The following is a 24,338-nucleotide window of genomic DNA, read 5'->3' on the forward strand; positions in this document are numbered from 1 at the left end:
ACCGCAGTTCGACGAGACCCCCGGGATGGACGAGCCTTCGCGGCAGTGCGTGGCCGTGCCTTGATCCTCGACAAGTCGGTTCGACAAGCGGCCGCTACGCTCAACCGATGAACGCATCGGCGACCCACCTTCAAGTGTGCGCAGGGCGCAGCGCCGCCACGTGATCGGCACCTGTCTGATCACCGGGGGATCCGGCTTCCTGGGCATCAACCTCGTCCGGTTCTTGCTGGAGCGTGGTGTTCGCGTGCGCTCGCTGGACATCGCGCCTTTCGACTACCCGGAGCGCGACCGGGTCGACGCGATCCTGGGCGACATCCGTGATCCGGCGGCGGTGGCGCGGGCAATGCATGGCGTCGATGCCGTCGTGCACTGTGCCGCTGCGCTGCCGTTGGCCAGCGAGGCCGACATTCGCTCGACCGATGTCGGCGGCACGCTGCTGCTGCTCGACACCGCCTGGCGGCAACAGGTGCCTCGCTTCGTCTTCATCTCGTCGACCTCGGTCTATGGCATTCCCGATCACAGCCCCATCCGCGAGGATGATGCGTTGCACGGCGTCGGCCCTTACGGTTGCGCCAAGATCGAAGCCGAGCGCCATTGCGCCGAGGCCCGCCGCCGGGGAATGTGCGTACCGGTGCTGCGGCCGAAGAGCTTCGTCGGCCCCGAGCGCCTGGGGGCTTTCGAGCTTCTCTACGACTGGGCCTGCGATGGCCATGGCTTTCCCGTGCTGGGCCGGGGCGACAACCGCTACCAGTTGCTGGACGTCGAGGACCTCTGCGACGTGATCTGGTTGTGCCTGACGCGCGAGCGCGAGCTCGTCGACGGCACCTTCAACGTCGGCGCCGGCGAGTTCGGCACCATGCGCGACAACTTCCAGTGCGTGCTCGACCGTGCCGGTCACGGCCGCCATGTCATCAGCCTGCCGCAGCGCCCGGCGGTTTGGCTGCTGCGCGTGCTGGAGGCGCTTCACCTGTCGCCCCTGTACCGCTGGATCTACGAGACGGCCGCGCACGAGAGCGAGGTCTCGATCGAGCGGCTGCAGGCGGTGCTGGGCTTCACGCCACGCCATTCGAACCGCGACGCGCTGCAGCGCAACTACGACTGGTACCTCGCGCACCGGGCCGAGTTCCGCGGCCGCAGCGGCGTGTCGCACCGTGTGCCGTGGAAGCACGGCGTGCTGGACCTGGCCAAATGGTTCTTCTGACCCTGCCTGAACTTGAGCCTGGACGCGATGCCGCGCCCGAAGCCCAGGCTGATCCGGTGCCGCTGGTGGTGGATCTCGACGGAACGCTGCTGCACACCGACACCCTCGTCGAATCGTTGTTCGACGTGGCGCGGCGACGGCCGCTGCAACTGCTGCAGCTGCCGGCCTGGCTGGCGGCCGGGCGCGCGAACCTGAAGCGACAACTGGCGCACAGGGCGTCGCTCGACGTGTCCGCTTTGCCGCGGGCCGAAGACCTGCTGGCGCACCTGTGGACACTGAAGCGCCAGGGCCGCCGCCTCGTGCTGGCCACCGCTGCCGATGCACGGATCGCGCAGGCTATTGCCGACCAGTTGGGGCTGTTCGACGCCGTGCTCGCCAGCGATGGCCGGGTCAACCTGTCAGGCAGCGTCAAACGCGACCGCCTCGTCGCAACGTTCGGCGAGGGCGGTTTCGACTATGCCGGCAACAGCAGCAGCGACCTGCCGGTCTGGGCGGCGGCGCGCCACGCCGTGCTCGTCAGGCCGTCGCCGCAGCTGGCGGCGGCGACGGCACGTGTGGCCGAGATCGAACACAGCTTCGGCGCCGATCGGCCCGGCTGGCGCGAGTACCTTGGTGCGATGCGCGCGCAGCACTGGCTGAAGAACATGCTGCTGCTGGTGCCGCTGCTCGCGACGCAGCAGCTCTACGATCTGCCAAAGCTGCTGGCCGTGCTGGTCGGCTTCGTGTGTTTCAGCCTGGCGGCGTCGGGCGTGTACCTGCTGAACGACCTGTTCGACCTGCCAGCGGACCGCCGCCACCCGCACAAGCGCCAGCGGGCGCTGGCGTCCGGCCGCCTGCCGTTGCTGCACGGCCTGTTGCTGGTGCCCGCGCTGTGGCTGGCGGCGTCGCTGCTGGCGCTGACCCTGCCCGCGCCCTTCCTGGCCGCGCTGGGCTGCTACGCCGTGTTGAATCTCGCCTACTCGATGCGGTTGAGAAACTACCCCATCGTCGACGCGTTGGTGCTGGCCGTCGGCTACAGCCTGCGCGTCTACGCCGGCTCCCTGGTGGTGGCGATCGATGTGTCGCCGTGGCTGCTGGTGTGCAGCACGGCGCTGTTCTTCGGCCTGGCATTGCTGAAACGCTACGCCGAGATCGTGTCGTTGCGCCCCGGCCTTGGCTCGGGCGGCCGCGTGCGGGGCTACGCAGTCAGCGACGCGCCGCTGATCGCCGGGCTCGGCACGGCGGCGGATTGCATCGCCGTCGTGCTGCTCGCCCTGTACCCCGTGGTGATCACCCCCACGGCGCCGCGCCTGACCATCTGGTCGCTGAGCGCGCTGCTGCTGTTCTGGGTGGGTCACATGTGGTTGATGGCCCACCGCGGTCGCATCCATGACGACCTGGTGGCGTTTGCGCTGCGAGACCCGCTCAGCCGCGCGTTCGGCGTGACGATGGCGTTGCTGCTGTTGTTCGGACCATGATGCGTCGCCACCATGCACTGGGCTTGGCGCTGGCGGCGCTGACCACGCTGCTGCACGGCGTGGCGGCGGCGGCCGGCGACGAAGCGTTCATCGCGCTGCAGGCTGCGCGGCGTGTGGAACGGGTCGCGTTGCCCGGGGCAGCCGGCGTCGCCGTGTTGACGCATCTGGCGCCGAACGCCAATGCCTGGCTGCTGCTGTCGCTGCCGGCGCCCGATGGCCGGGGCACGCGCAGCTTCCACCTCGAAAACGCCGACCCACGGCACCAGCGCGTCGCCCTCGATCCGGCAGCACCGGGCGTGCTGCTGATCACGCGCGAAGGCGCCGTCACGCGCTGCACGGTCTGGCCCGATAAGGCGCTGGCGCAGGCGGCCCGGCAGCGGCTGTCCTACGTTCCGTTGTGCGAAGACCGGCTGTTCATGCGCAACGCCGTGCCGGGCAACCGCAGCGCCCTGGAGGCGACGACCGAATTCCTGCGGGACCACGTCTGGCGCGGCGAGCAGATCATCGGCTTCGTCAAGAACGAGCTGTACCGCGACGCCTTCGCCGAGCGCGCTGCCACCGCGGCGTCTGGCGTCGGCGCCGGCGCCCCATCACCCGGGTCGCCGCCGGCTGCACGGTTGCGCAGCGGCGCGCCGCCCCCGGCGATCATGGCCCCGGGGCTCGGCATCGCCATGCTGTCACCCGATCGCGCGTTGTGGCCGGGCCGCTGGTACGGGGCCGCGGGGCTCGACGGCGTGTGGGTCAGCGCCACGCCGCCGGGCGCTGCGGCCGAGGGCCTGGATGCGGTCGAGTCCGAAGCATTGGCCTACCTCGTGGCGTTCGACCTTGACGGCTTGGACCTCGGCTTCGCCCTTGGCACCGAGCACCCGCGCCTGGGCTGGTCGGCACGCGTGCGGCCGGCACAGCGCGACGAGAGCCTGCCCGGCCCGGACGGATTCGACAGCGCCGCGGCGCTGGTGCGCACCGGCATGCTCCAGCCGTCGCTGCTGGAGCGTGTCATCGCGACCTTCACCGCTGGCTTCAAGCGCGAGCACGGCGCGTTCAGCCACGGTGCGCTGGCGGCGGTGAACCACGGCAGCCATTACGGCTTCGTCGAGCAGGGCGTGGTCTTCAGCCGGCTGCAGCCAGGGCTGGCGACGCTGTTCGTGCGGGACGACGGCACCGTCGGCATGGAGACCTGGCGCGACGACGAGGCCCACCGCGTCGGGACGCTGCGCCATGCGCGGCAGAACGGCATGCCGCTGGTCGAACCGGGCCCGGGCGGCATCCCGATGGCGGGCCGCACGGTCGAGCAATGGGGCGTGGGCAATTGGTCGGGCTCGGCCGACGAACGGCTGCGCACGCTGCGCGCGGGCGCCTGCATCGTGGCCCATGAGGGCCGGCGCTACCTCGTCTACGGCTACTTCTCGAGCGCCACGCCGCGCGCGATGGCGCGCGTCTTCCTGGCCTATGGCTGCAGCTACGCCATGCACCTGGACATGAACGCGCTGGAGCACACCTACCTCGCGTTGTACCCACGCAGCGGCACGCAGCTCGGCGTCGAGCACCTGGTGCCAGGCATGGCCGTGCTGGACAAGACCCTGGGGGCGGCCCTGCTGCCGCGCTTCCTGAGCTTCCCCGACGACCGCGACTTCTTCTACCTCACTCGGCGACAGGCTCCACGATGAAGCAGAGTCTGCGCGTCGCTTTCGCCGTGTTGGCTTGCTGGCTGCTCGTTGCCGCAGCGCCGGGCCCCTCGTTCAAGCAGCAGAACGAGGCCATGCTGAGCGCCATCCGGCAGGTGCACGGGCTCGACGATGCCGCCATGCAGCGCATCCGCACCATCATCGAACGCTCGGGCTACATCGGCCAAGGCAACCCGGCGATTTCGCAGCATCCGCTGACTCCGGAGCAGTGTCGGGCCATGCGGGCGCGTGCATCACCTGGCGGCGACGAGCCGGCCTTCGCGCGCATCTGCGGTGGCCTGAACATGGCGCCGCTGTACGACCCGGCCCGCCAGCGCGCCGAGGACGCCCGCGCCTGCATCGACCAGTACGAGTTCCCGGACATCCCTTGCGAATACCCGGTGGTCTGGGTCAAGGCGCGCGAGGCGGCGCAAATCTGCGAGGCGATGGGCAAGCGGCTGTGTGACGCACACGAATGGGAAGGCGCCTGCCAGGGCGCGCTGCAGCCGCCGGACTATCGTTTCGACCTGGCCCGTGGCCAGACGCAGAGTGTTGCGGTCAACCGCATGCGCGATGCGAACAACCGCGCGCACGCGGCTGACAAGCGCTGGGCCTATGGCCCCAGCTACCGCAGCGGCGTCTGCGCCACCGGCGGCCGGAAGACACCGGGCTGTCAGGGCGGCGGCTGGAACGCCTGCGGCTCGAACACCTACCCGACCGGTTCGTTCCCTGACTGTCGCAGCCCGTTGGGCGTCCACGACCTCCATGGCAATGCGGCCGAACACATGAACCTGCCGCTGGACGCGTCGCAGATGGCCAGCCTGGGCAGCGCCGAGCTGGGCGTCACCGAGATGAAGGGCAGTTGGTTCATCTTCGACGCTTACCGTGCCCATGAGGACTGGTGTCGCTGGCGCGCGCCCTTCTGGCACGGCACGCGCGTGATGGACATGCACAGCCACGCCAACTACCACCTGGGCTTTCGCTGCTGCAAGACCTTGCCGCAGCGCGCGGGTCAATGACCCCGGCCGTCGCGGCCCGCGCGGGCCGCCAGCCAGCCGGCCGCCGGGGCGAGCGGGCCTTCGTCGCTGAGCAACGGGCCCAGCGTGTCGTCGGCCAGCACATCCAGCAGCCGCGCCGGGCGGCCGTCGACGAACATGGTCTGGCTGACCAGGCGCACGCCGTGGCTGTAGTCGGCGTAGCGCTCGCCGTGCACGGTGGACAGCGGCTGGATCGGCGTGCCGTCGGCGCGTTGCCAGCCGTAGATCGCCACGCGCCCGGGTTGCCGCCACAGCCGTTCGCTGAGCACCAGGTCTTTCTTGTGGCCGGCGGTCAGGGCGCCGGGCGGCGCACCGAGCGCTGCACGCTGCCGTGCCACCAGCGCGCCATGCTGCTGCAAGTAGGCGGTGGAGCGCATGCGGTCGTTGGCCGGCAGCGGCTGCGGCAGCAGGTGCACGTCGGCCGCGCGGTAGATCAGGTCGACGATGCGCCGCGTGGGAAGCGTGAAGCCGAATTTCGTGGCCACGGCGAGCGCACTGTCCAGCCCCATCGGCACGAGCAAGAAGTCGTTGTCGGCGCCGAGGCCGAGGTAGTCGGACAGCACGCACAGCGTGAGCTGCACGCTGCGGCCATCACGCAAGCGCGCGTTCAAGATTGCCGGCCGCACCCGGCGCAGGAACTGCGGAAGATTGCCGGCGAGCAACTCGTCGCGGATCGCTTCGTCGCGCGCGTGATCGCCAAGGCCCGCCACCGACGCGATGAACTCGCTGGCACCCGGTGCTCGCTCCGCGCGCGCCGGGATGCCGCGCGCTGACGCTGCGCACGCTGACGCAGGCTCTTCGGCGCGAGCCCCCGCCCCGGCGAGCACGAGGCTGCACAGCGCGGGCCACAGGAGCTTCTTTCGCAGAAATCGACGCAGCGTGTCCAAGCCGCAATTATCCCCGTTCCGGGATCTTGACGCATGTCAACGGCCGGGCCGGCCGTCGTTCGACGACTCCGAATCGCTCGTGTCTGCGAAGGCGGTGCGGATCGCATCATCGACCGTCTCCAGGCCGACGAACTGCATGCCGGCGCGGGCGCTCTCCGGCACCTCGCGCAAATCCTTCAGGTTGCGCTGGGGCAGCAAGACCGTGCGCAGCCCGGCGCGTTGCGCGGCCAGCACCTTTTCCTTGATGCCGCCGACCGGCAGGACCAAGCCGCGCAGGCTGATCTCCCCTGTCATCGCCACGTCGTGCCGCACCGGACGGTCGGTGAACAGCGACGCCAGCGCGACGAACATCGCCACACCGGCGCTCGGTCCGTCCTTCGGGATGGCGCCGGCGGGAATATGCAAATGCAGGTCGATGCTGTCGAACGCCGTCGGAGATACCTGCAGATCGGCCGCCCGCGACTTGACGAGCGTGAAGGCGGCCTGGGCACTCTCCTTCATCACGTCGCCCAACTGGCCGGTCAAGGTGAGCTTGCCGCTGCCGTTCACCCGCGTGGCTTCGATGAACAGGATGTCGCCGCCGACCGGCGTCCACGCCAGCCCGGTGGCCACGCCGGCGACGCTGCTGCGCAGCGCGACCTCGCGCTCGAACTTGACCGGCCCCAGAATGGTGTCGAGGTCCTGGGCATCGATGTGCACCGCGTCGGCCGATCCTTCGGCGACCTTCATCGCGGCATGGCGCATCGCGCGGCCGATCTCGCGCTCGAGCTGGCGAACGCCTGCCTCGCGCGTGTAGTTCGCGACGATGGCCTGCAGCGCCTCGGTCGTCAGCTGGCATTGGCCTTCACGCAAGCCGTTGGCCTCGCGTTGCCTCGGCACCAGATAGGTCAGCGCGATCTGCAGCTTTTCTTCTTGCGTGTAGCCGGGGATGTCGATCAGTTCCATGCGGTCGCGCACCGGCGCTGGCACGTTGTCGATCACGTTGGCCGTGGCGATGAACACGACCCGGCTGAGGTCGAACGGCACGCCCAGGTAGTTGTCGCGGAAGCTGTTGTTCTGCTCGGGGTCCAGCACCTCGAGCAGCGCTGCCGACGGGTCGCCATGGGCGCTGGCCGTCAGTTTGTCGACCTCGTCGAGCATCATCACGCAGTCGCGCGCGCCGGCCTTGCGCAGCCCCTGCATGATGTTGCCGGGCAGGGCACCGATGTAGGTGCGGCGGTGGCCGCGCATCTCGGCCTCGTCATGCACGCCACCGAGCGACACGCGCACGAAGGGTCGCTGAAGCGCCTTCGCAATGCTCTGGCCCAGCGAGGTCTTGCCCACGCCCGGCGGGCCGACGAAGCACAGGATCGGCGCGCGGCCCAGCGGGTTGAGCTTGCGCACGGCCAGGAACTCGACGATGCGCTGCTTCACCCGGTCCAGCCCGAAGTGATCGGCCTGCAACGTCTGGCGCGCCGCGGCCAGGTCGATGGGCGTTTCCGCGGGCGTGGCCCACGGCAGCTCGACCATCCATTCGAGGTAGGTGCGCAGCATCGAGTACTCACCCGACGCGTCGGACATGCTCTGCAGGCGCCGCAGCTCCTTGCGGGCATGGGTCTCGATGTCCGGCGGCATCGCGGCCTTGGTGATCGCTTCATCCAGGCGCGCCACTTCGGCGTCGTTGTCGTCGGTCTCGCCGAGCTCCTGCTGAATCGTCTTCAGCTGCTCGCGCAGCATGAACTTGCGCTGGCGATCATCGATCTGCTCCTTCGTTCGCTCGCCGATTTCGCGCGACAGCCGCAGCACCTCGATGCGGTGCGACAGCAAGGGAAGAAGCCGGCGAACGCGATCCTGCGTCGTGGTCATTTCGAGCAGCGCCTGCTTCTCGTTCACCTCGGCGTCGATGATGCTGGCGGTGATGTCGGCCAGTTGTGCCGGGCCGCGGGTGGTCTGCAATGCGTGGACCAGTTCGGCGGGCACGCTGGGCAGCAACGACAGGAGCTCCACGCTTCGCTCACGCAGCTGCAGCGCCAGCGCCTCGGCCTCGGCCGAGGCGTCCGCCGCTTCGACGAGGGGCTCGATGCGCGCGGCGAGGAACGGATACCCCTCAGCCGGCCCGACGATGCGAAAGCGCTGCATGCCCTGGCACACCGCATGGTGCAGGCCCTGCTGTTGCTCGACATGGTGCACCACCTTGGCCAACGTGCCCACCACGCACAGGCCGTCCACGGAAGGGTCGTCTTCGCGGGGCTCTTTCTGCAACACGATGCCCACCTGCGTCTCGCTGGCCAGGGCGTGTTCCAGGGCGGCGACCGACTTCGCGCGCCCGACGCTGACCGGTGCCAGCACCTGAGGAAACAGCACCAGGTTGCGCATGGGGATCAACGCCACCACGCCGGGCGGCAGTTCGACGACGGGGGCGGCTTGGGTCTGGCTCATGGTTCACTCCGGCTGCGACAACGTTCGAAGGCTCGGCTGCAGGCTGTCAATACATCTCCGGGCTGGCCGCCGGCATCGCCCCTTCTGCCGGCGCCTTCTTCGGCGCGTTGGCCACCATGCAGTCCGTGGTGAGGACCAGGCTGGCGATCGACGCGGCGTTCTGCAGCGCCAGCCGGGTGACCTTGGCCGGGTCGATGACCCCCATTTCCAGCATGTCCCCGTACTCGCGCGTCGCGGCGTTGTAGCCGTAGTTGCGGTGCGTCGATTCGTCCACCTTGTGCAGCACGATCGAAGGCTCGTCGGCCGCGTTGGAGACGATGCGGCGCAGCGGTTCTTCGAGCGCGCGTTGGACGATGCGAACGCCCGATTCCTGGTCCAGATTCGGTGCCGCGAGCGTGCGCAGCGCCAGGCGGGCGCGCAACAGAGCCACACCACCTCCGGGAACGATCCCTTCCTCCACGGCCGCGCGTGTGGCGTGCAGTGCGTCTTCGACGCGCAGCTTGCGCTCCTTCAATTCGGTCTCGGTGGCGGCGCCGACCTTGATCAGCGCCACGCCGCCGGACAGCTTGGCCACGCGCTCGTCGAGCTGCTTGCGGTCATAGTCGCTGGTCTGCGCGTCGCGCTCTTTCTTGATCGCTGCAACGCGCTCGGCAATGGCCCGCTCGTCACCGCCGCCACCGATGAGCGTGGTCGTGTCCTTGTCGATCTCCACGCGGCGGGCCCGGCCGAGATTCTCGAGCGTCGCCTTGGCCAGGGTCAGCCCGAGGTCGCTGGAGATCACCGTGCCGCCGGTGAGCACCGCCATGTCCTGCAGCATCGCCTTGCGGCGGTCGCCGAAGCCGGGCGCCTTCACGGCGCAGGTCTTGATCACGCCACGCACGCTGTTGATGACCAGCGTCGCCAGCGCGTCGGCCTCCACGTCCTCGGCGATCACGAGCAGCGGCGACCCGGCCTTGGCCGCCGCCTCCAGCAGCGGCACCAGATCGTTCACCGCGGTCAGCTTCTGGTCGCACAGGACGATGGCCACGTTTTCCAGCACCGCCGCCTGCTTCTCGGCATTGTTGATGAAGTACGGCGACAGGTAGCCACGGTCGAACTGCAGCCCTTCGACCACCTCGAGCTCGCTGGCCAGGCCGGAACCGTCCTCGATCGACACGGCGCCCTCACGGCCCACCTTGTCCATGGCGCCGCCGATCAGGTCGCCGATCGACCGATCGTTGTTGGCCGAGATCGCGGCCACGTGGGCGATCTCCTGCGATGTCGTGGAAGGCTGTGCGATGGCCTTCAGCTCCTTCACGACCGCATCGACGGCGAGGTCGATGCCGCGCTTCAGGTCCATCGGGTTCATGCCCGCCGCCAGGTACTTCAAGCCCTCCTGGATCATGGCGTGCGCAAGCACCGTGGCGGTGGTGGTGCCGTCGCCCGCCATTTCGCTGGTTCGCGCGGCCACCTCGCGCAGCAGCTGCGCACCCATGTTCTCGAAACGATCTTCCAACTCAATGGCTTTGGCCACCACGACGCCGGAGTTCACGATCTGCGGTGGGCCGAAATCGCGATCGAGGATCACGGTGCGGCCACGCGGGCCCAGCGTCACTTTCACCGCGTCGGCCAGCGCGTCGACGCCGCGACGGATCCTGTTGCGGGCATCTTCGCCATAGAGCAGTTGTTTGGCGGTCATGGGGTTGACTCCTTCGAGGCGTGCATGCGGTCAAACTGCCGCGAAAAGCCCAGCGTATGCCGCCTGGCGTCGTCGGGGTTGATCACAATCAAGCGCGCGTCAACGCCTCGCGCGTCGACGTGCCGAGCGCGCGGCGGCACGGCTGCGCCGATGCGGGCGCGCGTAGAAGCGGTGTTTGGCGAACTCGGTCGCGGCCACATAGCCGAGCACGACGAGGAGCATGCCGACGGCCACCGTAGGTGTCAGGGCGACGAAGGCGAACAGGGCCGCCGCCGGGCCGACGAACGGCAGCGCAAGGGCCAGCAAGGCGGTGAGCAGGGTCGTCAGCCACAGCATGGTCCCGGGCCGGCTGTTCCAGGCAGGCCGGTGCGTTCGCAACACCAGCACGACGGCGAGCTCCGTGAGCAGCGATACGACGAACCAGGCCGTCTGGAACACCGGCTGCGAAGCATCGAAGACCTTCAACAGCAGCCAGAAGGTCAGCAGGTCGAACACGGAGCTTGTCAGGCCGAACACCAGCATGAAGCGGCGCAGGTCGTGAACATCCCAGTGCTGCGCGGTGGTGAGGCGGTCGTCGTCGACGCGGTCGGACGAGATCGCGATGGAGGGCAGATCCGAGAGGAAGTTGTTGAGCAGGATCTGCTTGGCCGACAGCGGCAGAAAGGGCAGCAGCGGGGCGGCCAGCGCCATGCTGATCATGTTGCCGAAGTTGGCGCTCGTCGTGATGCTGATGTACTTCAGCGTGTTCGCGAAGGTGCGGCGACCTTCCTCCACGCCCTGGCACAGCACGTCGAGATCGGGCCGCAGCAGCACCACGTCGGCGCTCTCGCGCGCCACGTCCACGGCACCGTCGACCGAGATGCCGACGTCGGCGGCATGCAGTGCAGGCGCGTCGTTGATGCCGTCGCCGAGATAGCCCACCGCATGGCCGCGGTGTTGAAGCGCACGCACGATGCGTTCTTTCTGCTGCGGGTCGACCTCAACGAACAACACGGCCTTCTCCGCACGGTGCCACAGAGCCTCTTGCTTCATGCTGGCGATCTGCTCGCCGGTCAGCATGGCCCGAGGGTCGAGCCCGACGGCCTCGGCCACGTGGGCGGCCACGTAGCGGTTGTCTCCGGTGACGATCTTGACACCGACGCCGTGCTCGGCCAGGGCGCCGAGCGTGGCCTTCGCCGAGGCCTTGGGTGGATCGAGGAAGAGCAGGAAGCCGGCGAAACACATGCCGGCTTCGTCGTCGTGCGTGTAGCCACTGCGCGGTGCGGCCTCGCGCGTGGCGAGCCCCAGCAGCCGCAGGCCGCGGCTGCCCTGTTCGCGGAACCACGCGTCCAGCCGCTTGCGTTCCTCGTCGTCCAACGGCTCGGGGCCGCTTCCACGGACGATCCGCGTGCATGTCTCGAGCACGTTGGCGAAGGCACCCTTGGTGATGATGAGGTGCTGTTGCCCGCCCTTCGGTTCGACCACGATGGTCAGGCGCTTGCGCAGGAAGTCGTAGGGAATCTCGTCGATCTTGCGCAGGGCGGCCGTCGTGAGCCCGGCTTTTTCACCTGCGGCCACCAGGGCAGCGTCCAACGGGTTGTCGATGCCGGTCTCGAAGGCCGCGTTCAGGTAGGCCAGGCGCAGCACCTCTGCAGAAGCTTTGCCGTCGGGCGCCGTGGCGGCTTCGAGCGTCATCACGCCTTCGGTGAGGGTGCCGGTCTTGTCGGTGCACAGGAAGTCCATGCTGCCGAGGTTCTCGATCGCTTCGAGGTGCCGCACGATGACGCCTCGGCGTGCCATCCTGCGGGCGCCTGACGACAGCGTCACGCTGATGATCGCCGGCAGCAGCTCGGGCGACAGGCCGACCGCCAGGGCGACGGCGAACAGCATCGACTCGACCCACGGCCGCCCCAGCCACTGGTTGACGATGAGCACGAACAGCACCATCACCACCATCACCCGCACCAGCAGCACGCCGAACTGCTGGACCCCGCGCGCGAACTCCGTCTCGGGCGGCGCCGCACGCAGCCGCTGCGCCAAGGCACCGAAGGCCGTGCGTTCGCCGGTGTGCACGACCAGCACGGTGGCCGTGCCGCTGCGTACCGAGGTGCCCAGATGGACGGCATTGGTGCGACGCGCGATCGGCGTGTCGGCGGGCAGCACACCGGGTTGCTTTTCCACCGGGAACGATTCGCCGGTGAGGCTGGCTTCGGTCACCAGGAAGTCGCGGCTGTCCAGCACGAGCCCATCGGCCGGGACCAGGTTGCCGGCCGACAACATGACGATGTCGCCGGGCACCAGCTCGCTGGTCAGCACGACGCGGGGCGCGCCATCGCGCAGGGCCGTCACTGTCAGTGCGAGCCTCTTGCGCAACTGCGCCACCGCTTTCGACGCGCGGTATTCCTGCAGGAAGCCAAGGCCGCAACTGCCCAGCACCACGACCAGGATGATGGCCGCGTCGAGCCAGTCGCGTAGGCTGGCCGACACCACGCCGGCGAAGACGAGGATGAGCACCAAAGGGCTCTTGAACTGCCCGAGGGCGAGTCGCCAGGTGCGTGTGTCCAGTTCCTCGTCGAGGGTGTTGCGGCCTTCGGTGCGCAAGCGTCGGGCTGCCTCGGCGCAAGACAGGCCCTGGGTCTGGCTGCGCAGCGTTGCCATCAAGGCAGGGGCTTCGCGGCTCCAGAACGCAGCCGTGTCCTCGGGGGGGTGGTGGGTTGCCTGCGACGCGGATGCGGCGGGGTGGGACGGCCTGGGCTGGCGGACCTGCTTCATGCCGATGGTGAGCGTGCCGCGGCCCGCGATGCGATGCTGGCGCCGGGTTCTCTTGCTGCGCTCAGGGCTCGAAGACGCGACGCCAGGTCACGGCCAGGTCCGGTGGCACGAGCACCGGGCTTGCGTCATGGTCGCCGACGTCGCCAGCGCTGCGCTCGACCTCGTGTTCGATGCCCCGCTCCAGCGCGGCGGCGATGTCGCCGAGCTGGTCTGCGTAGGAGGCGATCAGGTCGTCCAATGTGACGATGCCTGTCAGCCGGCCCTGGCTGTCGATCAGCAGCAACCGGCGCACACCGGCCTCTCGCATGGCCTCGGCTGACTCGGCGATGCTGGCCTTCTGAGGGATCGCGACAAGGCCTTGGCTCCCGGCGTCACCTAGAGCCGCGCCCACCTGCATGTGCGGCGAGCGGCCCTCGGCCACCACCAGCAGCGCGAGATCGCGATCGGTGAGCACGCCCATCAGGTGTGAAGCGCCGGCGTCGCCGCGGGTGACGACGACGGCGCCGACATGGCGGTCCCGCATCAGCTGGGCGGCTTCCTGCAGGCTGGCGTGCTCGTCGACGGTCACCACCTTGCGCTGGGAGATCGAGGCGATGTTCATGCGGCTTCCTCGGGCATGCTCATGGGCGACTCAAGCTGCCACCGACACCACGGCACTCAGCAAGGCCAGCAGCACCACGATGCTGATCACATGGCGGCGCAGCCAGTGCAGCAAGTCGAACGCCGGCGGCAAAGGGGGGCCTGCTTTCCGAGTGGACGGGAGCATGGATGAGGGCGTGATGAACTCAGACATGGTGCGCTCCGTTTGCGGTGCGAGGATGGAAAGATGATGCGTCGTCATCGCCGATGCGGTTTGGGGATCGCGCAACTGCGCCTTCGGCGCCTCGGCCACCTTCAGCGTCGCTTCGTACGTTGAAAAGGGGAAGGGGCCGCCGCACCGAAGGCCCTGCTGACGCAGGGTCACCTGCACCCCCAGGCTGCGATCACGCTGCATTGGCAGCGTGATGCGACGGGCCGATGGGTCGGCCCAGCGTCGCAGCCCAAGCACGCGGCGGTGGCAAATGCCCTCGTACGGCGGCTGGTTCAAGCGTAGGACGCCCCGTTGCCTCGGCATTGCGTTTTGTCAACTCCGAGCCGCGCAGCAGCGGCTTCCTGGCCCAACCTCGAACCGCAGCTTCTTGATGCTGGTCAAGCGGCCCGGCCCGGCCGCGCCTTAGCTTGCTGCCATGGTGGAGACGCTCGACAGGTAAACACATGCACCCACACGAAGCCCTCGACCCGGATCGCCTGTGTTCACGCTGCGACCCGGCGGTTTTCGACTTCGACACCACGGCCGCGCTGCCCGAACCCGAGCAGCCCTTCGGCCAGGCGCGTGCGGTGGAGGCCCTCCGGCTGGGGCTCGACCTCGTCGGCCCGGGTTTCAACGTCTTCGTCTTCGGCGAGCCCGGCAGCGGCCGGCACCACATCGTTCGCCGCCTGCTCGAGGCCCATGCCGCCACCCGGCCACCGCCGCAGGATTGGTGCCACGTCCACAACTTCACCGAATCGAACAACCCCGCGGTGCTGCGGCTGCCGGCGGGGCAGGGCGCACGCCTGCACAAGGCGATGGAGGATTTCGTCGCCGAACTGGGCGAGGCCATTGGCGCCGCGCTGGAGGGCGAGGAGTATCGGTCACGCATCCGCGCCATCGAACAGGCGAACACGGCACGCGAGGAGCGAGCGTTGGCAGAGATCACCGCCGCCGCCGACGCGCAGGGCGTGATGCTGCAGAACACGCCGGACGGTATCGCCTTCGCGCCCATGAGGGATGGGCAGGCGATGGATCCCGAAACCTTTGCCGCGCTGCCGGACGATGAACGCAAGCGTGTCGCAGCCGCCATGCAGGCGATGCGCGCCCGTCTGGACCAGATGATGCAAGGACTGCCAAAGCTGCGGCGAGAGACGCGGGCGCTCGTCAGCACGGCCACGCGTGAGGCGATCCTGCGCGCCACGGGGCACTTGGTCGAGGAGCTGAAGGGGGCGTTTGCGCACCTGCCCACCGTTCAGCGCTATCTCGACGGGGTGCTGGCCGACGTGGTGAAGACCGGCGCCGAACTGCACGAGCCGGCCGAAGAGGACGAAGACGAAAACAAGCTCAGTTTCGCGACCAGCCTGTCGCTGAACCGCTATCGGGTCAATCTTTTCGTCGGCCACGAAGACGGTGCCCGCGCGCCGGTCGTTTGCGTTGACAACCCCACCGTCGCCAACCTGACGGGCCGGATCGACCAGGTGGCCCACATGGGGACGCTGGTGACGCACTTCATGCTCATCAAGCCGGGCGCCCTGCAGCGCGCCAACGGTGGTTACCTGATGCTGGATGCGCAGAAGGTGCTGAGCCAGCCCTATGCGTGGGACGGGCTCAAGCGGGCGCTTGCCACCAGCGAGGCCCGCATCGAATCGCTGGCCCACCTCTCGGGCTGGTTGGGTACGCTGCCGCTGGAGCCGGAGCCGATCCCGCTGGCGCTCAAGGTGGTGCTGTTCGGCGAGCGTGAACACTACGAGCTGCTGCAGTCGCTGGATCCCGAGTTCGACGAGCTGTTCAAGGTGGCCGCCGACTTCGAGGAAGAGGCGCCGCGCGATGCTGCCGGCGTGCAGGGCTTTGCTGCGCTGTTGGGGTCGCTGGCCCGCGCCGCCGGCTTGCGTGCATTGAACCGCGACGCGGTGGGGCGGATGGTCGAGCACGCTTCGCGCATGGTCGACGATTCGCGCAAGCTGTCGATCCGCGTCCGGCCGCTGCAGGATCTGCTGCGCGAGGCGGACCACGTGTGTGCCGCAGGCGGCCGGTCGTGTATCGGCCGCGAGGACGTGAATGCCGCGCTGGCCGCACGAGAGCGACGCGCCGACCGGCAGCGCGACGCCTGGCACGAAGCGATGCGGCGCGACACCCTGCTCATTGCCACCAGCGGCCTGCACGTGGGCCAGATCAACGGCCTGGCGGTGCAGGAGTCCGGCAGCTTTCGCTTCGGGCTGCCGGTGCGGATCACCGCGACGGCGCGCGTGGGCGAGGGAGACCTGGTCGACATCGAGCGCGAATCGACACTGGGCCAGCCCATCCACTCCAAAGGCGTGATGATCCTCGCGGCCTTCCTCGGCGCGCGCTACGCCCAGGGCGTGCCGCTGTCGTTGTCAGCGAGCCTGGTATTCGAGCAATCCTACGGGCCGGTCGAGGGCGACAGCGCCTCGTTGGCCGAGCTCTGTGCGCTGTTGTCGGCGTTGGCCAGTGTGCCGATCCGGCAATCGCTGGCGGTGACGGGCTCGGTCAACCAGCACGGTCAGGTGCAGGCGGTCGGCGCCGTCAACGAGAAGATCGAGGGCTTCTTCGACGCCTGTCGCGAGCGTGGCCTCGAGGGCGGGCAGGGTGTCGTCATTCCGGCCACCAACGTGGAGCACCTGATGCTGCGCGACGATGTGGTGCAGGCGGCAGCGCAGGGGCGCTTTCGCATCCACGCCGTCTCCGATGTCGATGAGGCAGTCGAGTTGCTGACGGGCCTGGCCGCCGGCGAGCCGGACAGCAAGGGCCGGCTGCCCGAGGGGAGCTTCAACCGGCTGGTGGCGGCGCGTCTGGTGCAGATGTCGGAGCTGCGCCGGATTCACGGCGGGGATCGATGGCGCGACGACGGCCGCATGCTTCGTCGCGCGCTCGGCGGCGCCGGCCTGCGCCTGCGGCGGTCGCGCTGACGCGCGGTGTCGCCACCCCATGCCGGAGCCTGGCCGACGACGCGCCATGCCTTGATGGGCCCGGCGTTGCAAGGGCTGGAGCGCGCGTTCAAGTGACCCGGAAGTTCTTGAACTGCCAGGGGTCCTCGCGGTCGATGTCTTCGTCGAACAACCAGGGACGGTCGACGATCGGGGTCCAGTCGGTATAGACGCCGAGCATGTCGCCCAGGTAGGGGCGGGCCAGGTCCAGCATTTCGTCGTGGGGCAGGTCATCGGGCTCGACGATGCCCAGCTGCGGGTGGCGCATCACCCAGACCGCGCCAGCCATCACTGCCGCGGTCACCTGCAGGCTGGTGGCGCTGTTGTGCGGGCACAGCTGCCGCGCCTGGGCCGTGGACAGGCGCGAGCCGTACCAGTAGGCACCCTTGGCATGGCCCATCAGCAGAACGCCCAACTCGTCGATGCCCGAGCCGTCGATGTCGTCTTTCAGCACCCGTCCTTCGGCCGGGAAGCGCCACTCCCGCGCCGCCACCTCCTGCAGCGACAGCACGGCGTCGTCGCAGGGCCGGTAGGCGTAGTGCACCGTGGGTCGAAAACTCGGGCGCAGCGGGTCACCCAAGGTCAGGTGGTCGGCGATCGAGATGGCTTCGGCGTGGGTGACCAGGAAGGCGTGTTGCGGCCCGGCCAGCGGCGTCCAGCTGCGCACGCGCGTGGCTGCGCCGGGCCGGCTCAGATAGACAGACGCCCGGCATCCGGCGTCATGGTGGTGGGCATCGGCCGGTAGATGACGCTCGTGGGTGCCCCAGCCGAGCTCGGCCGGCTGGTGGCAGGCCTCGTCGACGAAGCCTTCGACCGACCATGTGTTGACGAACTCGCCGGGGTGGCGCGCCGGATGCCCTGCCGCCCGGTGCTGCCAATCACGCTCGGCGATGTGGATCACCCGCACGCCCAGGCGCTGCGCCAGGCCGGCCCAGGCCTCGCGTCCCACCGGGGGCCCAGCCGGTGTCGCGGTGTCGCGCGCAATGTGCAGCAGCGCTTGCTTCACGAAGTAGGACACGAGCCCAGGGTTGGCGCCATGGGTCAGCAGCGCAGTCGGGCCGGGCTTGCAGCCATGCAGTGCCAAGGCTTCTTCGCGCAATGCGTAGTTGCTGCGCTGAGCGGCCGACAGCCGGCTGTCGGTGTAGCCGCCGTCCCAGGGCTCGATGCAGGTGTCCAGGTACAGCGCCCCCACTTCGGCGCACAAGGCGATCAGGGCCGTGCTGCTGACGTTGACCGACAGGTTCAGCACCAGGTCGCCCGGGGCCAGGCGAGGCAGCAACTCGCTGCGCAGGTTGTCGGGCCTCAGTTCGACCTGATCGCAGCGCACACCCTGGGCATGCGCCATGCCTTGCGGGTCGCCACGGCGCGACAGCACCCGGACCTGCTCCGGGCGCATCTCGATGTGCCGCAGCAGCAGCGGCAGCACGCCTTGGCCGATGCAGCCGAAGCCGATCATCAGGATGCGGCGGCCGAAACGGTGGTGAATGGGGGCGCGATCCAAAGCGGGCTCCGGCGGCAGGGACGGATTGCATTTTTCGACGCTTGGCGTGGCGTCGGTTGAGTTCGGTCAATTCCACGACTTCGACGCCCGGGCTTGAGAAATCTCAGGCCCGGGTGGGGCGGCTTGCGCCATCGTGGGCGGGTACAGATCGCACAGGGGCAGGCGATGGAATGGCTGTTCGAGGATCGCGCCGACGCCGGCCGGCGCTTGGCCGAAGCGCTGAAACGACGCGGCTTTGTCGATCCGGTGGTGCTGGCTCTGCCGCGCGGTGGCGTGCCGGTGGCCGCCGAAGTGGCCAAGGCACTCAAGGCGCCGCTGGACCTGCTGCTGGTTCGCAAGATCGGTGCGCCCGACCAGCCCGAGCTGGCGGTGGCGGCGGTGGCCGATGGCGCCGAACCGGCCCTGGCGATCGATGAGCAGACGTTGGCGCTCAGTGGGACATCGCGCGACTACGTCAGACGCGAACTGCCCGTGCATATGAGGGAAATCGAACGCCGCCGGGCGCTGTACCTGAAAGACCGCCCGCCGGTTCCGGTTGCCGGCAAGACGGTGCTGTTGGTCGACGACGGCATCGCCACGGGCACCACGGTGCGTGCGGCCATCATGGCCCTGCGGCACCGACACCCGGCGCGTGTGGTGTTGGCCATTCCGGTGGCGCCGGCGTTGGAGGCAGAAGCCTTGCGCTCCGAGGTCGACGAATTGGTCTGTCTCGAGACGCCGGCCTGGTTCGGCGCCGTCGGCGCCCACTACCGTCACTTCGGCCAAACCAGCGACGACGAGGTCGTGGCGCTGCTTGCGGAACGCTCATGAGCACATTGACGAAGCTGGTGTTGGGCGCGACGGGCGCCCTGCGATGAGCCACGCTCCGGTGGCGCATCGCGAAGCCTTCGCATGCGAGGCGGCCCTGTCGCCAGGGGCGCGGCTGAGTCTCGATGTGACCGGCCCGAATACCGGCCGGTCGGGCGCTGCGTGAACGCTCAAGGCCGCGGCGGTTTGGGCATGAGCGGTTGGGCAGGTTGCTTTGGCGGTGGCGGAGGGGGCGGGGGCTGCGGATGAATGGGCGGCTGACCGGGAAACTGGGGCCAATGCTGCCGGTTCACCCACGGCAGGCGGGCCCAGCGAGCGCGCTCCTCATACCAAGGTTGGTCGGAATAGTGCTGTTCCCAGTAGGACAGCAAATCGAATTCGACGGTGCCGATGCCCATGCTCGCGCCGAAGCGGCGGACGGTCACCACCGCTCCGTCGCGGGACCGGGTGATGTTGTCCGCCTCGAGCCAGCCGCGGCCCGCCTCGGCAACGATGTCGCACCAGGTGAAATCGCCCAGACATCCCTGTACGGCGATCTTGGCGCCTGCAGGCACCAGCGAGACGGCCGGATAGTCCGCAGACGGGCCGGCGCGCAGTTGAGCCTCGTACGCGGTGAGGGTGTCTGGTTCCGCGGCATGGGCGGGCTGCAAAGTGGCGATGACCCAGAAGAGCACCGAGGCAGTCAGTGGTTTTCGCATGACAGGCTCCAGAGTGATGACGGGAAGATACGCCGTGGCTGCAACCGCCGGGCCCATCGGGCCGGTGCCGGGAACCCCACCCGCGCGTGTCGCGGCCTCATGGCGTCGCCCCGGGCCCCAGATCGATGGTGCGCCGCGGACGCTGGCTCTTTCGGCCCATGGCCGCGACCTCCCGATTGAACGCCTGCGTGATGACCTGCGGATCGGGCACCAACCCGGCGTCGGCCACGATGGTGAGGGTGGCCATGCCGTGGTAACTCATGATGCTCGCGCCCAAGCCGATCTGCTGACCCGGGTGCGGAACGCAGAACATCAGCCGATCCACCGGGGCGCCGGCCAGCAGGATGCGCTCGCCGGGGCCCTTCACATTGGTGAGCACCAGGCTCGCCTTGCTGCCAAAGATGTCGCAGGCGATGTCTTCCAGCGCTTTCGGTCCGCGGCCGAACAGATCGAGCAGCCGTTGCATCGCCGGCGCCTCTGCCGACGCCTTCAATGCGTCCATGCCGGCCTTGGTTCTCGCCAGGCGCGCCGCGGGTGTCGTGGCCGACACCGGCAGGTCGAGGATCACCAGCCCGAACGCGTTGCCGAGCTCACCGGCGCTGGCGGTCGTGCGAAGGTCGATCGGCACCATCGCGCGCAGCGTCGTGTCGTCGGGCTCGGCCCCTCTTCGGCGCAGGTAGCTGCGCAGGGCGCCGCTGAGCGCGGCGACGAGCACGTCGTTGACCTTCGCGCCGGTCGGTGCGCCGATCGCCTTGACGGTGTCGATCGGCACCGGCAATGACCAGGCGACACTCTTGCGGGTACCGAACTCGCCCTTGAACGGCGACGCCGGATCAGGCCATTTGGCAAGGTCCGACAGCACGGCGCCGGCCTCGCCGGCCAGCAACATCGCGGTGTCGATGACCGAAGGCTGTGCGCTCGCGGCGGGGCGCGCCCGCGGCCGCACCGGGTGGCGCGGCATGTCGAACAGCTTCGCGGCCACGGTCATCATGGCCGTGCCGTCGCCGATGCAGTGGTGATAGCGCATCACGAACGCACTGCCGCCTTGCACGTTGTCGATGACGTGCGCCTGCCACAGTGGGCGCCGGTGGTCGAGCGGCAGGCTCGCCAGGCCCGCCACCAGCGAGCGCAGCGCGGCTTCGCCGCCAGAGGCCGACAGGGCGACATGCACCAAGTGGGCATCGAGGTCGAAGTCCGGCACGTCCTCCCACATCGGTGTCGTCAGCGCACTGGGCTGGACGACGCGTTGGCGGAAGCGGTCGAAGCGCAGCAACCGCTTCTGGACGTCGCGCCGCACGCGGTCGACATCCAGCGGTCGGCGCGTGATCGCCACGGCGGTCACGATCGCGGGATTGGCCGGCCCGTCCATGTGGTACCAGGCGGCGTCCACCGGGTTCATCGGGTGCATGGCCATCACAGATCCGGCGCGCTCGCCGTGGATGCAGCCGAATGTCGGGAAGGTGCCAGCATCGGTATCTCCTCAGGATGCGGCCGTGGCTGGAGGGTCCAACCCGACCGACCCCGGTACGCGCATCACTGGATCGAGATCGCCTTCGCAGCGGCGCTGGCCCGCTTGGGCAGCGTCAGTTTCAGGACCCCGTCTTCCAGCTTGGCGACCACGGCCTTGTCATCGATTTCGCTGGCAAGCGAGAAGCCACGCGACGCGCTACCGTAGTACGTCTCCTTCACCAGCACGCGGCCTCCGTCGGACTTGTCTTCCTTCTCCTGGCGGACCTCGGCGGAGATCGAGACGAAATTGCCATCGACGGTGACGCGGATGTCGTCCTTCTTGGCGCCCGGAATCTCTGCGCGGACCAGGTACTCCTTGTCGTTCTCGGTCACGTCGATCTTGATCTCGCCCGGTGTCGCCTCGCTCCATTGAAGCGGCCGCGCGAAGCGGCGGAAGACCTCGGGAAACATGTCTTCGAAACGTTCGAGTCGGGTCAGTGCATTCATGGTCTTGCTCCTTGGGTTGAACAGGCGGCGCTGCGCCGCCGTGTCGAGCCCGCGGGTTCGCGGCTCAACGGACAAAAGTCTAGGAAGGCAGGTCGGCAGCGCGTTGAGTTTTGTCAAGTGATGCCTCGCCACCATCGCTGTGGCCCGCGCCGAACGGCATCAGGCGTTGACGTGGGGACGTTGCAGCCGCCGTTCGATCTCGTCGACGCCGAGCGACGTGAAGTCGCTGCCAACGGTGTGCTGCAGCCGATGGCGCACCGCATCACTCAGTGCCGCCTTCAGTTCGCCGAGGAAGGGGTCCGAAGCGCAGATCCAGAGCGACTTGAATGCGTCTTCGGCCAACGCGTCGCCCAGCCGATCGGCGATTTCGTGGGCGAACCGCTGGTGTTCCTTGCGGTGCGGCTCGGTTCGTGGCTCGAAGCGGTTGCCGCCGCTGCTGTGGTCGGTCGCCTCGTGGCCGGCCCGGTCATCCGTCAACTCGCTGCCCTTCAGGCGGCTTTCGCGGTGCTCCATCGTTGGCAACGCAATCAACGGATCGCTGGGCGAGTCACGTTTGAACAAGCGGGCAAGCGACGCATTGGCCACGATGATCCATTGGGTGTTCATCTCAGTGCTCCAGCTGGGAAGGGGTGAACGGTGAGGCCACGCGGCCTGGAAATTCTCGAACGGTCAGAGTTCAGAACGCGCGGTCTGATGTTTCACGATAGGTCTCGGTGCGGCCGGTGGGTTGATGGCCGTCAACCGCGGCGTTGAAAGTTGAGACTGGCCGGCGGGCATGGGTTGTCGGCACCTTCATGCGCGCCTTGACGAAGCGCAAGGCGCTCGGTCATCACGGTGCTTGAATCGTCTGCGATGGAAGTCGATGACATGGGATTTCGCCTCGCAACGCCGTCCGGCATCCAAGTGGTCGCCGCCCTGGCAAGGTCTCTGCTGCTGCTGGCGGCGCTGTGCTGGGCTGTGCCTGCCGCGGCGCAGTGGCCGGTGCCGCCGCTGAGCGGGCACGTGGTCGACCAGGTCGCCTTGCTCGACGACCAGCACAAGCTGAGCCTGGAGCAGAAGCTGACGGCCTTCGAAGCGCGCAAGGGCAGCCAGCTCGCCGTGCTGATCGTGCGAAGCACCGCGCCGGAGCCCATCGAGCAATTTGCATTGCGCGTGGGCGAGCAGTGGAAGCTCGGCCGCAGCAAGGTCGACGACGGCGCGATCCTCGTCGTCGCGAAGGACGACCAGGCGCTGCGCATCGAAGTGGGCTATGGCCTGGAGGGTGCACTCAACGATGCAACCGCGAAGCGGATCATCAGCGAGGTCATCGTGCCTCGTTTTCAACAACAGGACTTCGCCGGCGGCATCGAGGCCGGCGTCGACCGGATCATTCGCGTCGTCGATGGCGAGCCGTTGCCGCCGCCACCGGGCCAGGCCGTGGTGTCGACTGACGACATCGCAGGCTACCTGCCGGTGATTCTTGCCGTGGCGGTCGTGCTCGGCGGGTTGCTGCGGGTGCTGCTGGGGAGACTGCCCGGCGCGCTGGTCACCGGCGGTGCCGTGGCCTTCGGTGTGTTCGCGATCGCCGGCGTGCTGTCGCTCGCCGTGTCGGCCGGGCTGATCGCCCTGCTGGTCAGCCTGTTCGGCGGCTGGCATCTGCTCGGCCTCGGGCGTGGGGCAGGCGGTCGTGGCGGCCCGGGCGGCGGTTTTCGCGGCGGTGGCGGTGGCTTCGGTGGCGGTGGCGCCTCGGGTCGGTGGTGATGCGCTCGAACGCGTTCGAAGCCGCCAACGCCACGCGTTGTCCGGCGCCCCTGAGTCTTTCCCTGAAACCCGGTGGCGTGGTGCAGGCCCTGTCGCCGTCTACCCAAGGATCCTTCATGAAGAAACCACTTCGGCGTATCGCCATGGGCGCGATTCAATGCTTTGTCGGCACCTTGTGCCTGGTTGCCGGGGCGCAGGCCGTCCAGGAAGGCAAGACGGCGCAGGGGTATGCGTATGTGTCCGGCGGCGTCTCTCAGGCCGAGCAGGCCTACCTGCATGCGCGGCGCGAAAGCTTCAGCCTGTGGGCGGTCACCGCGGCGAAGAAGACCGGTGCCTACCTCGTCGATGTGCGGGTCAAGATCACCGACGCGCAGCTGCGCGTGGTGTTCGACGCGCCGTTGGACGGCCCGTGGTTGCTGATCGACCTGCCGCTGGGGCGCTACGACATCCAGGCGAGCCTGGGCGGTGAGACACAACGCACGGTGACGACGATCCACCCGGGCGACCACCACCAGGCGTTCTTCTACTTCCCGGCCGATGCCGAGGTCTCGCCAGAGCGCGATCAGCCCACTCCAGGCAGTCCCTACGGCGGCAAGAAGCCGTAGCGCCCGTCGACGACCGCCGGGTCGACCTCGCCCGACGACCCGCGATGGCACACACGCAACTGATCCTGATCAAGCCGGGGCGGCTGCAGGCGGGCTAGTGTCCTGTCCGGCAGATAGCTGCCATTGGGATTCGACCAGATGGTGATGATGGCGTGTCCGGACGGCTGGGCAGATACCCAGCGTATCTGCCCTGATGGCCGGGC

20 protein-coding genes are annotated in these 24,338 nt (G+C 68.7%); 8 read left to right on the forward strand and 12 right to left on the reverse strand.

Annotation, left to right across the window (positions count from 1 at the left end; all coding sequences use genetic code 11):
• Positions 1 to 160 precede the first annotated feature (160 nt).
• From VFY73_RS13515 to VFY73_RS13530, 4 genes are read left to right on the forward strand one after another with little or no spacing between them, the layout of a single operon-like run.
• Positions 161 to 1,201: an NAD-dependent epimerase/dehydratase family protein gene (locus VFY73_RS13515; protein WP_329719517.1), complete on the forward strand. Its 1,041-nt coding sequence runs from the start codon at positions 161 to 163 to the stop codon at positions 1,199 to 1,201.
• Positions 1,189 to 2,658, forward strand: a complete 1,470-nt coding sequence (locus VFY73_RS13520) for a UbiA family prenyltransferase (RefSeq protein WP_329719519.1) — start codon at positions 1,189 to 1,191, stop codon at positions 2,656 to 2,658. The genes VFY73_RS13515 and VFY73_RS13520 overlap by 13 nt, the downstream gene beginning before the upstream one ends.
• Positions 2,655 to 4,325, forward strand: a complete 1,671-nt coding sequence (locus VFY73_RS13525; RefSeq protein ID WP_329719521.1) for a hypothetical protein — start codon at positions 2,655 to 2,657, stop codon at positions 4,323 to 4,325. Before VFY73_RS13520 ends, VFY73_RS13525 begins: the two co-directional genes overlap by 4 nt.
• On the forward strand, positions 4,322 to 5,341 hold the full coding sequence (locus VFY73_RS13530) for an SUMF1/EgtB/PvdO family nonheme iron enzyme (RefSeq protein ID WP_329719523.1): 1,020 nt from the start codon (positions 4,322 to 4,324) through the stop codon (positions 5,339 to 5,341). The genes VFY73_RS13525 and VFY73_RS13530 overlap by 4 nt, the downstream gene beginning before the upstream one ends.
• Here VFY73_RS13530 and VFY73_RS13535 read toward each other — a convergent pair.
• The 6 genes from VFY73_RS13535 to VFY73_RS13560 form a co-directional block, all read right to left on the reverse strand.
• Positions 5,335 to 6,246 (reverse strand): hypothetical protein, encoded by a 912-nt coding sequence (locus VFY73_RS13535; RefSeq protein ID WP_329719525.1) that lies wholly within the window; start codon positions 6,244 to 6,246, stop codon positions 5,335 to 5,337. The two genes, VFY73_RS13530 and VFY73_RS13535, sit on opposite strands and share 7 nt — an antisense overlap.
• Positions 6,247 to 6,282: 36 nt before the next feature.
• Positions 6,283 to 8,664: an endopeptidase La gene (lon, locus tag VFY73_RS13540; protein ID WP_329719527.1), complete on the reverse strand. Its 2,382-nt coding sequence runs from the start codon at positions 8,662 to 8,664 to the stop codon at positions 6,283 to 6,285.
• A gap of 46 nt (positions 8,665 to 8,710) precedes the next feature.
• Complete coding sequence (gene groL, locus VFY73_RS13545; RefSeq protein ID WP_329719529.1) at positions 8,711 to 10,342, reverse strand: chaperonin GroEL; 1,632 nt, start codon at positions 10,340 to 10,342, stop codon at positions 8,711 to 8,713.
• Positions 10,343 to 10,441: 99 nt separating this feature from the next.
• Positions 10,442 to 12,979, reverse strand: coding sequence for a magnesium-translocating P-type ATPase (gene mgtA / locus VFY73_RS13550; protein WP_414654454.1), 2,538 nt, complete (start codon positions 12,977 to 12,979; stop codon positions 10,442 to 10,444).
• 175 nt (positions 12,980 to 13,154) lie between these two features.
• Complete coding sequence (locus VFY73_RS13555) at positions 13,155 to 13,694, reverse strand: CBS domain-containing protein (RefSeq protein ID WP_329719533.1); 540 nt, start codon at positions 13,692 to 13,694, stop codon at positions 13,155 to 13,157.
• Positions 13,695 to 13,724: 30 nt separating this feature from the next.
• Positions 13,725 to 14,180 (reverse strand): hypothetical protein, encoded by a 456-nt coding sequence (locus VFY73_RS13560; protein ID WP_329719535.1) that lies wholly within the window; start codon positions 14,178 to 14,180, stop codon positions 13,725 to 13,727.
• A gap of 167 nt (positions 14,181 to 14,347) precedes the next feature.
• Between VFY73_RS13560 and VFY73_RS13565 the strand changes: the two genes are divergently transcribed.
• Entirely contained in the window at positions 14,348 to 16,810 is a 2,463-nt protein-coding gene (locus tag VFY73_RS13565; RefSeq protein ID WP_329719537.1) for a Lon protease family protein, read from the forward strand.
• 88 nt (positions 16,811 to 16,898) lie between these two features.
• Here the strand turns inward: VFY73_RS13565 and VFY73_RS13570 are convergent, their stop codons facing one another.
• Positions 16,899 to 18,329, reverse strand: coding sequence for a homospermidine synthase (locus VFY73_RS13570; protein ID WP_329719539.1), 1,431 nt, complete (start codon positions 18,327 to 18,329; stop codon positions 16,899 to 16,901).
• Between the two features lie 165 nt (positions 18,330 to 18,494).
• Between VFY73_RS13570 and VFY73_RS13575 the strand changes: the two genes are divergently transcribed.
• Positions 18,495 to 19,139, forward strand: a complete 645-nt coding sequence (locus VFY73_RS13575; protein WP_329719541.1) for a phosphoribosyltransferase — start codon at positions 18,495 to 18,497, stop codon at positions 19,137 to 19,139.
• Positions 19,140 to 19,306: 167 nt separating this feature from the next.
• On the opposite strand, the gene VFY73_RS13580 is transcribed toward VFY73_RS13575, so the two are convergent.
• From VFY73_RS13580 to VFY73_RS13595, 4 genes are all read right to left on the reverse strand, one after another.
• Entirely contained in the window at positions 19,307 to 19,834 is a 528-nt protein-coding gene (locus tag VFY73_RS13580) for an SH3 domain-containing protein (RefSeq protein ID WP_329719543.1), read from the reverse strand.
• 97 nt (positions 19,835 to 19,931) lie between these two features.
• Entirely contained in the window at positions 19,932 to 21,248 is a 1,317-nt protein-coding gene (locus VFY73_RS13585) for a wax ester/triacylglycerol synthase family O-acyltransferase (protein WP_329719545.1), read from the reverse strand.
• Between the two features lie 119 nt (positions 21,249 to 21,367).
• Entirely contained in the window at positions 21,368 to 21,790 is a 423-nt protein-coding gene (locus VFY73_RS13590; RefSeq protein WP_329719547.1) for an Hsp20/alpha crystallin family protein, read from the reverse strand.
• Positions 21,791 to 21,949: 159 nt separating this feature from the next.
• A complete protein-coding gene (locus tag VFY73_RS13595) occupies positions 21,950 to 22,396 on the reverse strand; it encodes a host attachment protein (RefSeq protein WP_329719549.1) in 447 nt (148 codons plus the stop codon).
• Positions 22,397 to 22,657: 261 nt separating this feature from the next.
• Between VFY73_RS13595 and VFY73_RS13600 the strand changes: the two genes are divergently transcribed.
• Both VFY73_RS13600 and VFY73_RS13605 read left to right on the forward strand, forming a co-directional pair.
• Positions 22,658 to 23,530: a TPM domain-containing protein gene (locus VFY73_RS13600; protein WP_329719551.1), complete on the forward strand. Its 873-nt coding sequence runs from the start codon at positions 22,658 to 22,660 to the stop codon at positions 23,528 to 23,530.
• Between the two features lie 116 nt (positions 23,531 to 23,646).
• Complete coding sequence (locus tag VFY73_RS13605) at positions 23,647 to 24,135, forward strand: hypothetical protein (RefSeq protein WP_329719553.1); 489 nt, start codon at positions 23,647 to 23,649, stop codon at positions 24,133 to 24,135.
• Here the strand turns inward: VFY73_RS13605 and VFY73_RS13610 are convergent.
• Positions 24,114 to 24,338: hypothetical protein (locus VFY73_RS13610; RefSeq protein ID WP_329719555.1), on the reverse strand; the 225-nt coding region annotated here is incomplete at its 5' end. The two genes, VFY73_RS13605 and VFY73_RS13610, sit on opposite strands and share 22 nt — an antisense overlap.

This window comes from Ideonella sp. (genome assembly GCF_036277275.1).
GTDB lineage: Bacteria > Pseudomonadota > Gammaproteobacteria > Burkholderiales > Burkholderiaceae_C > Ideonella.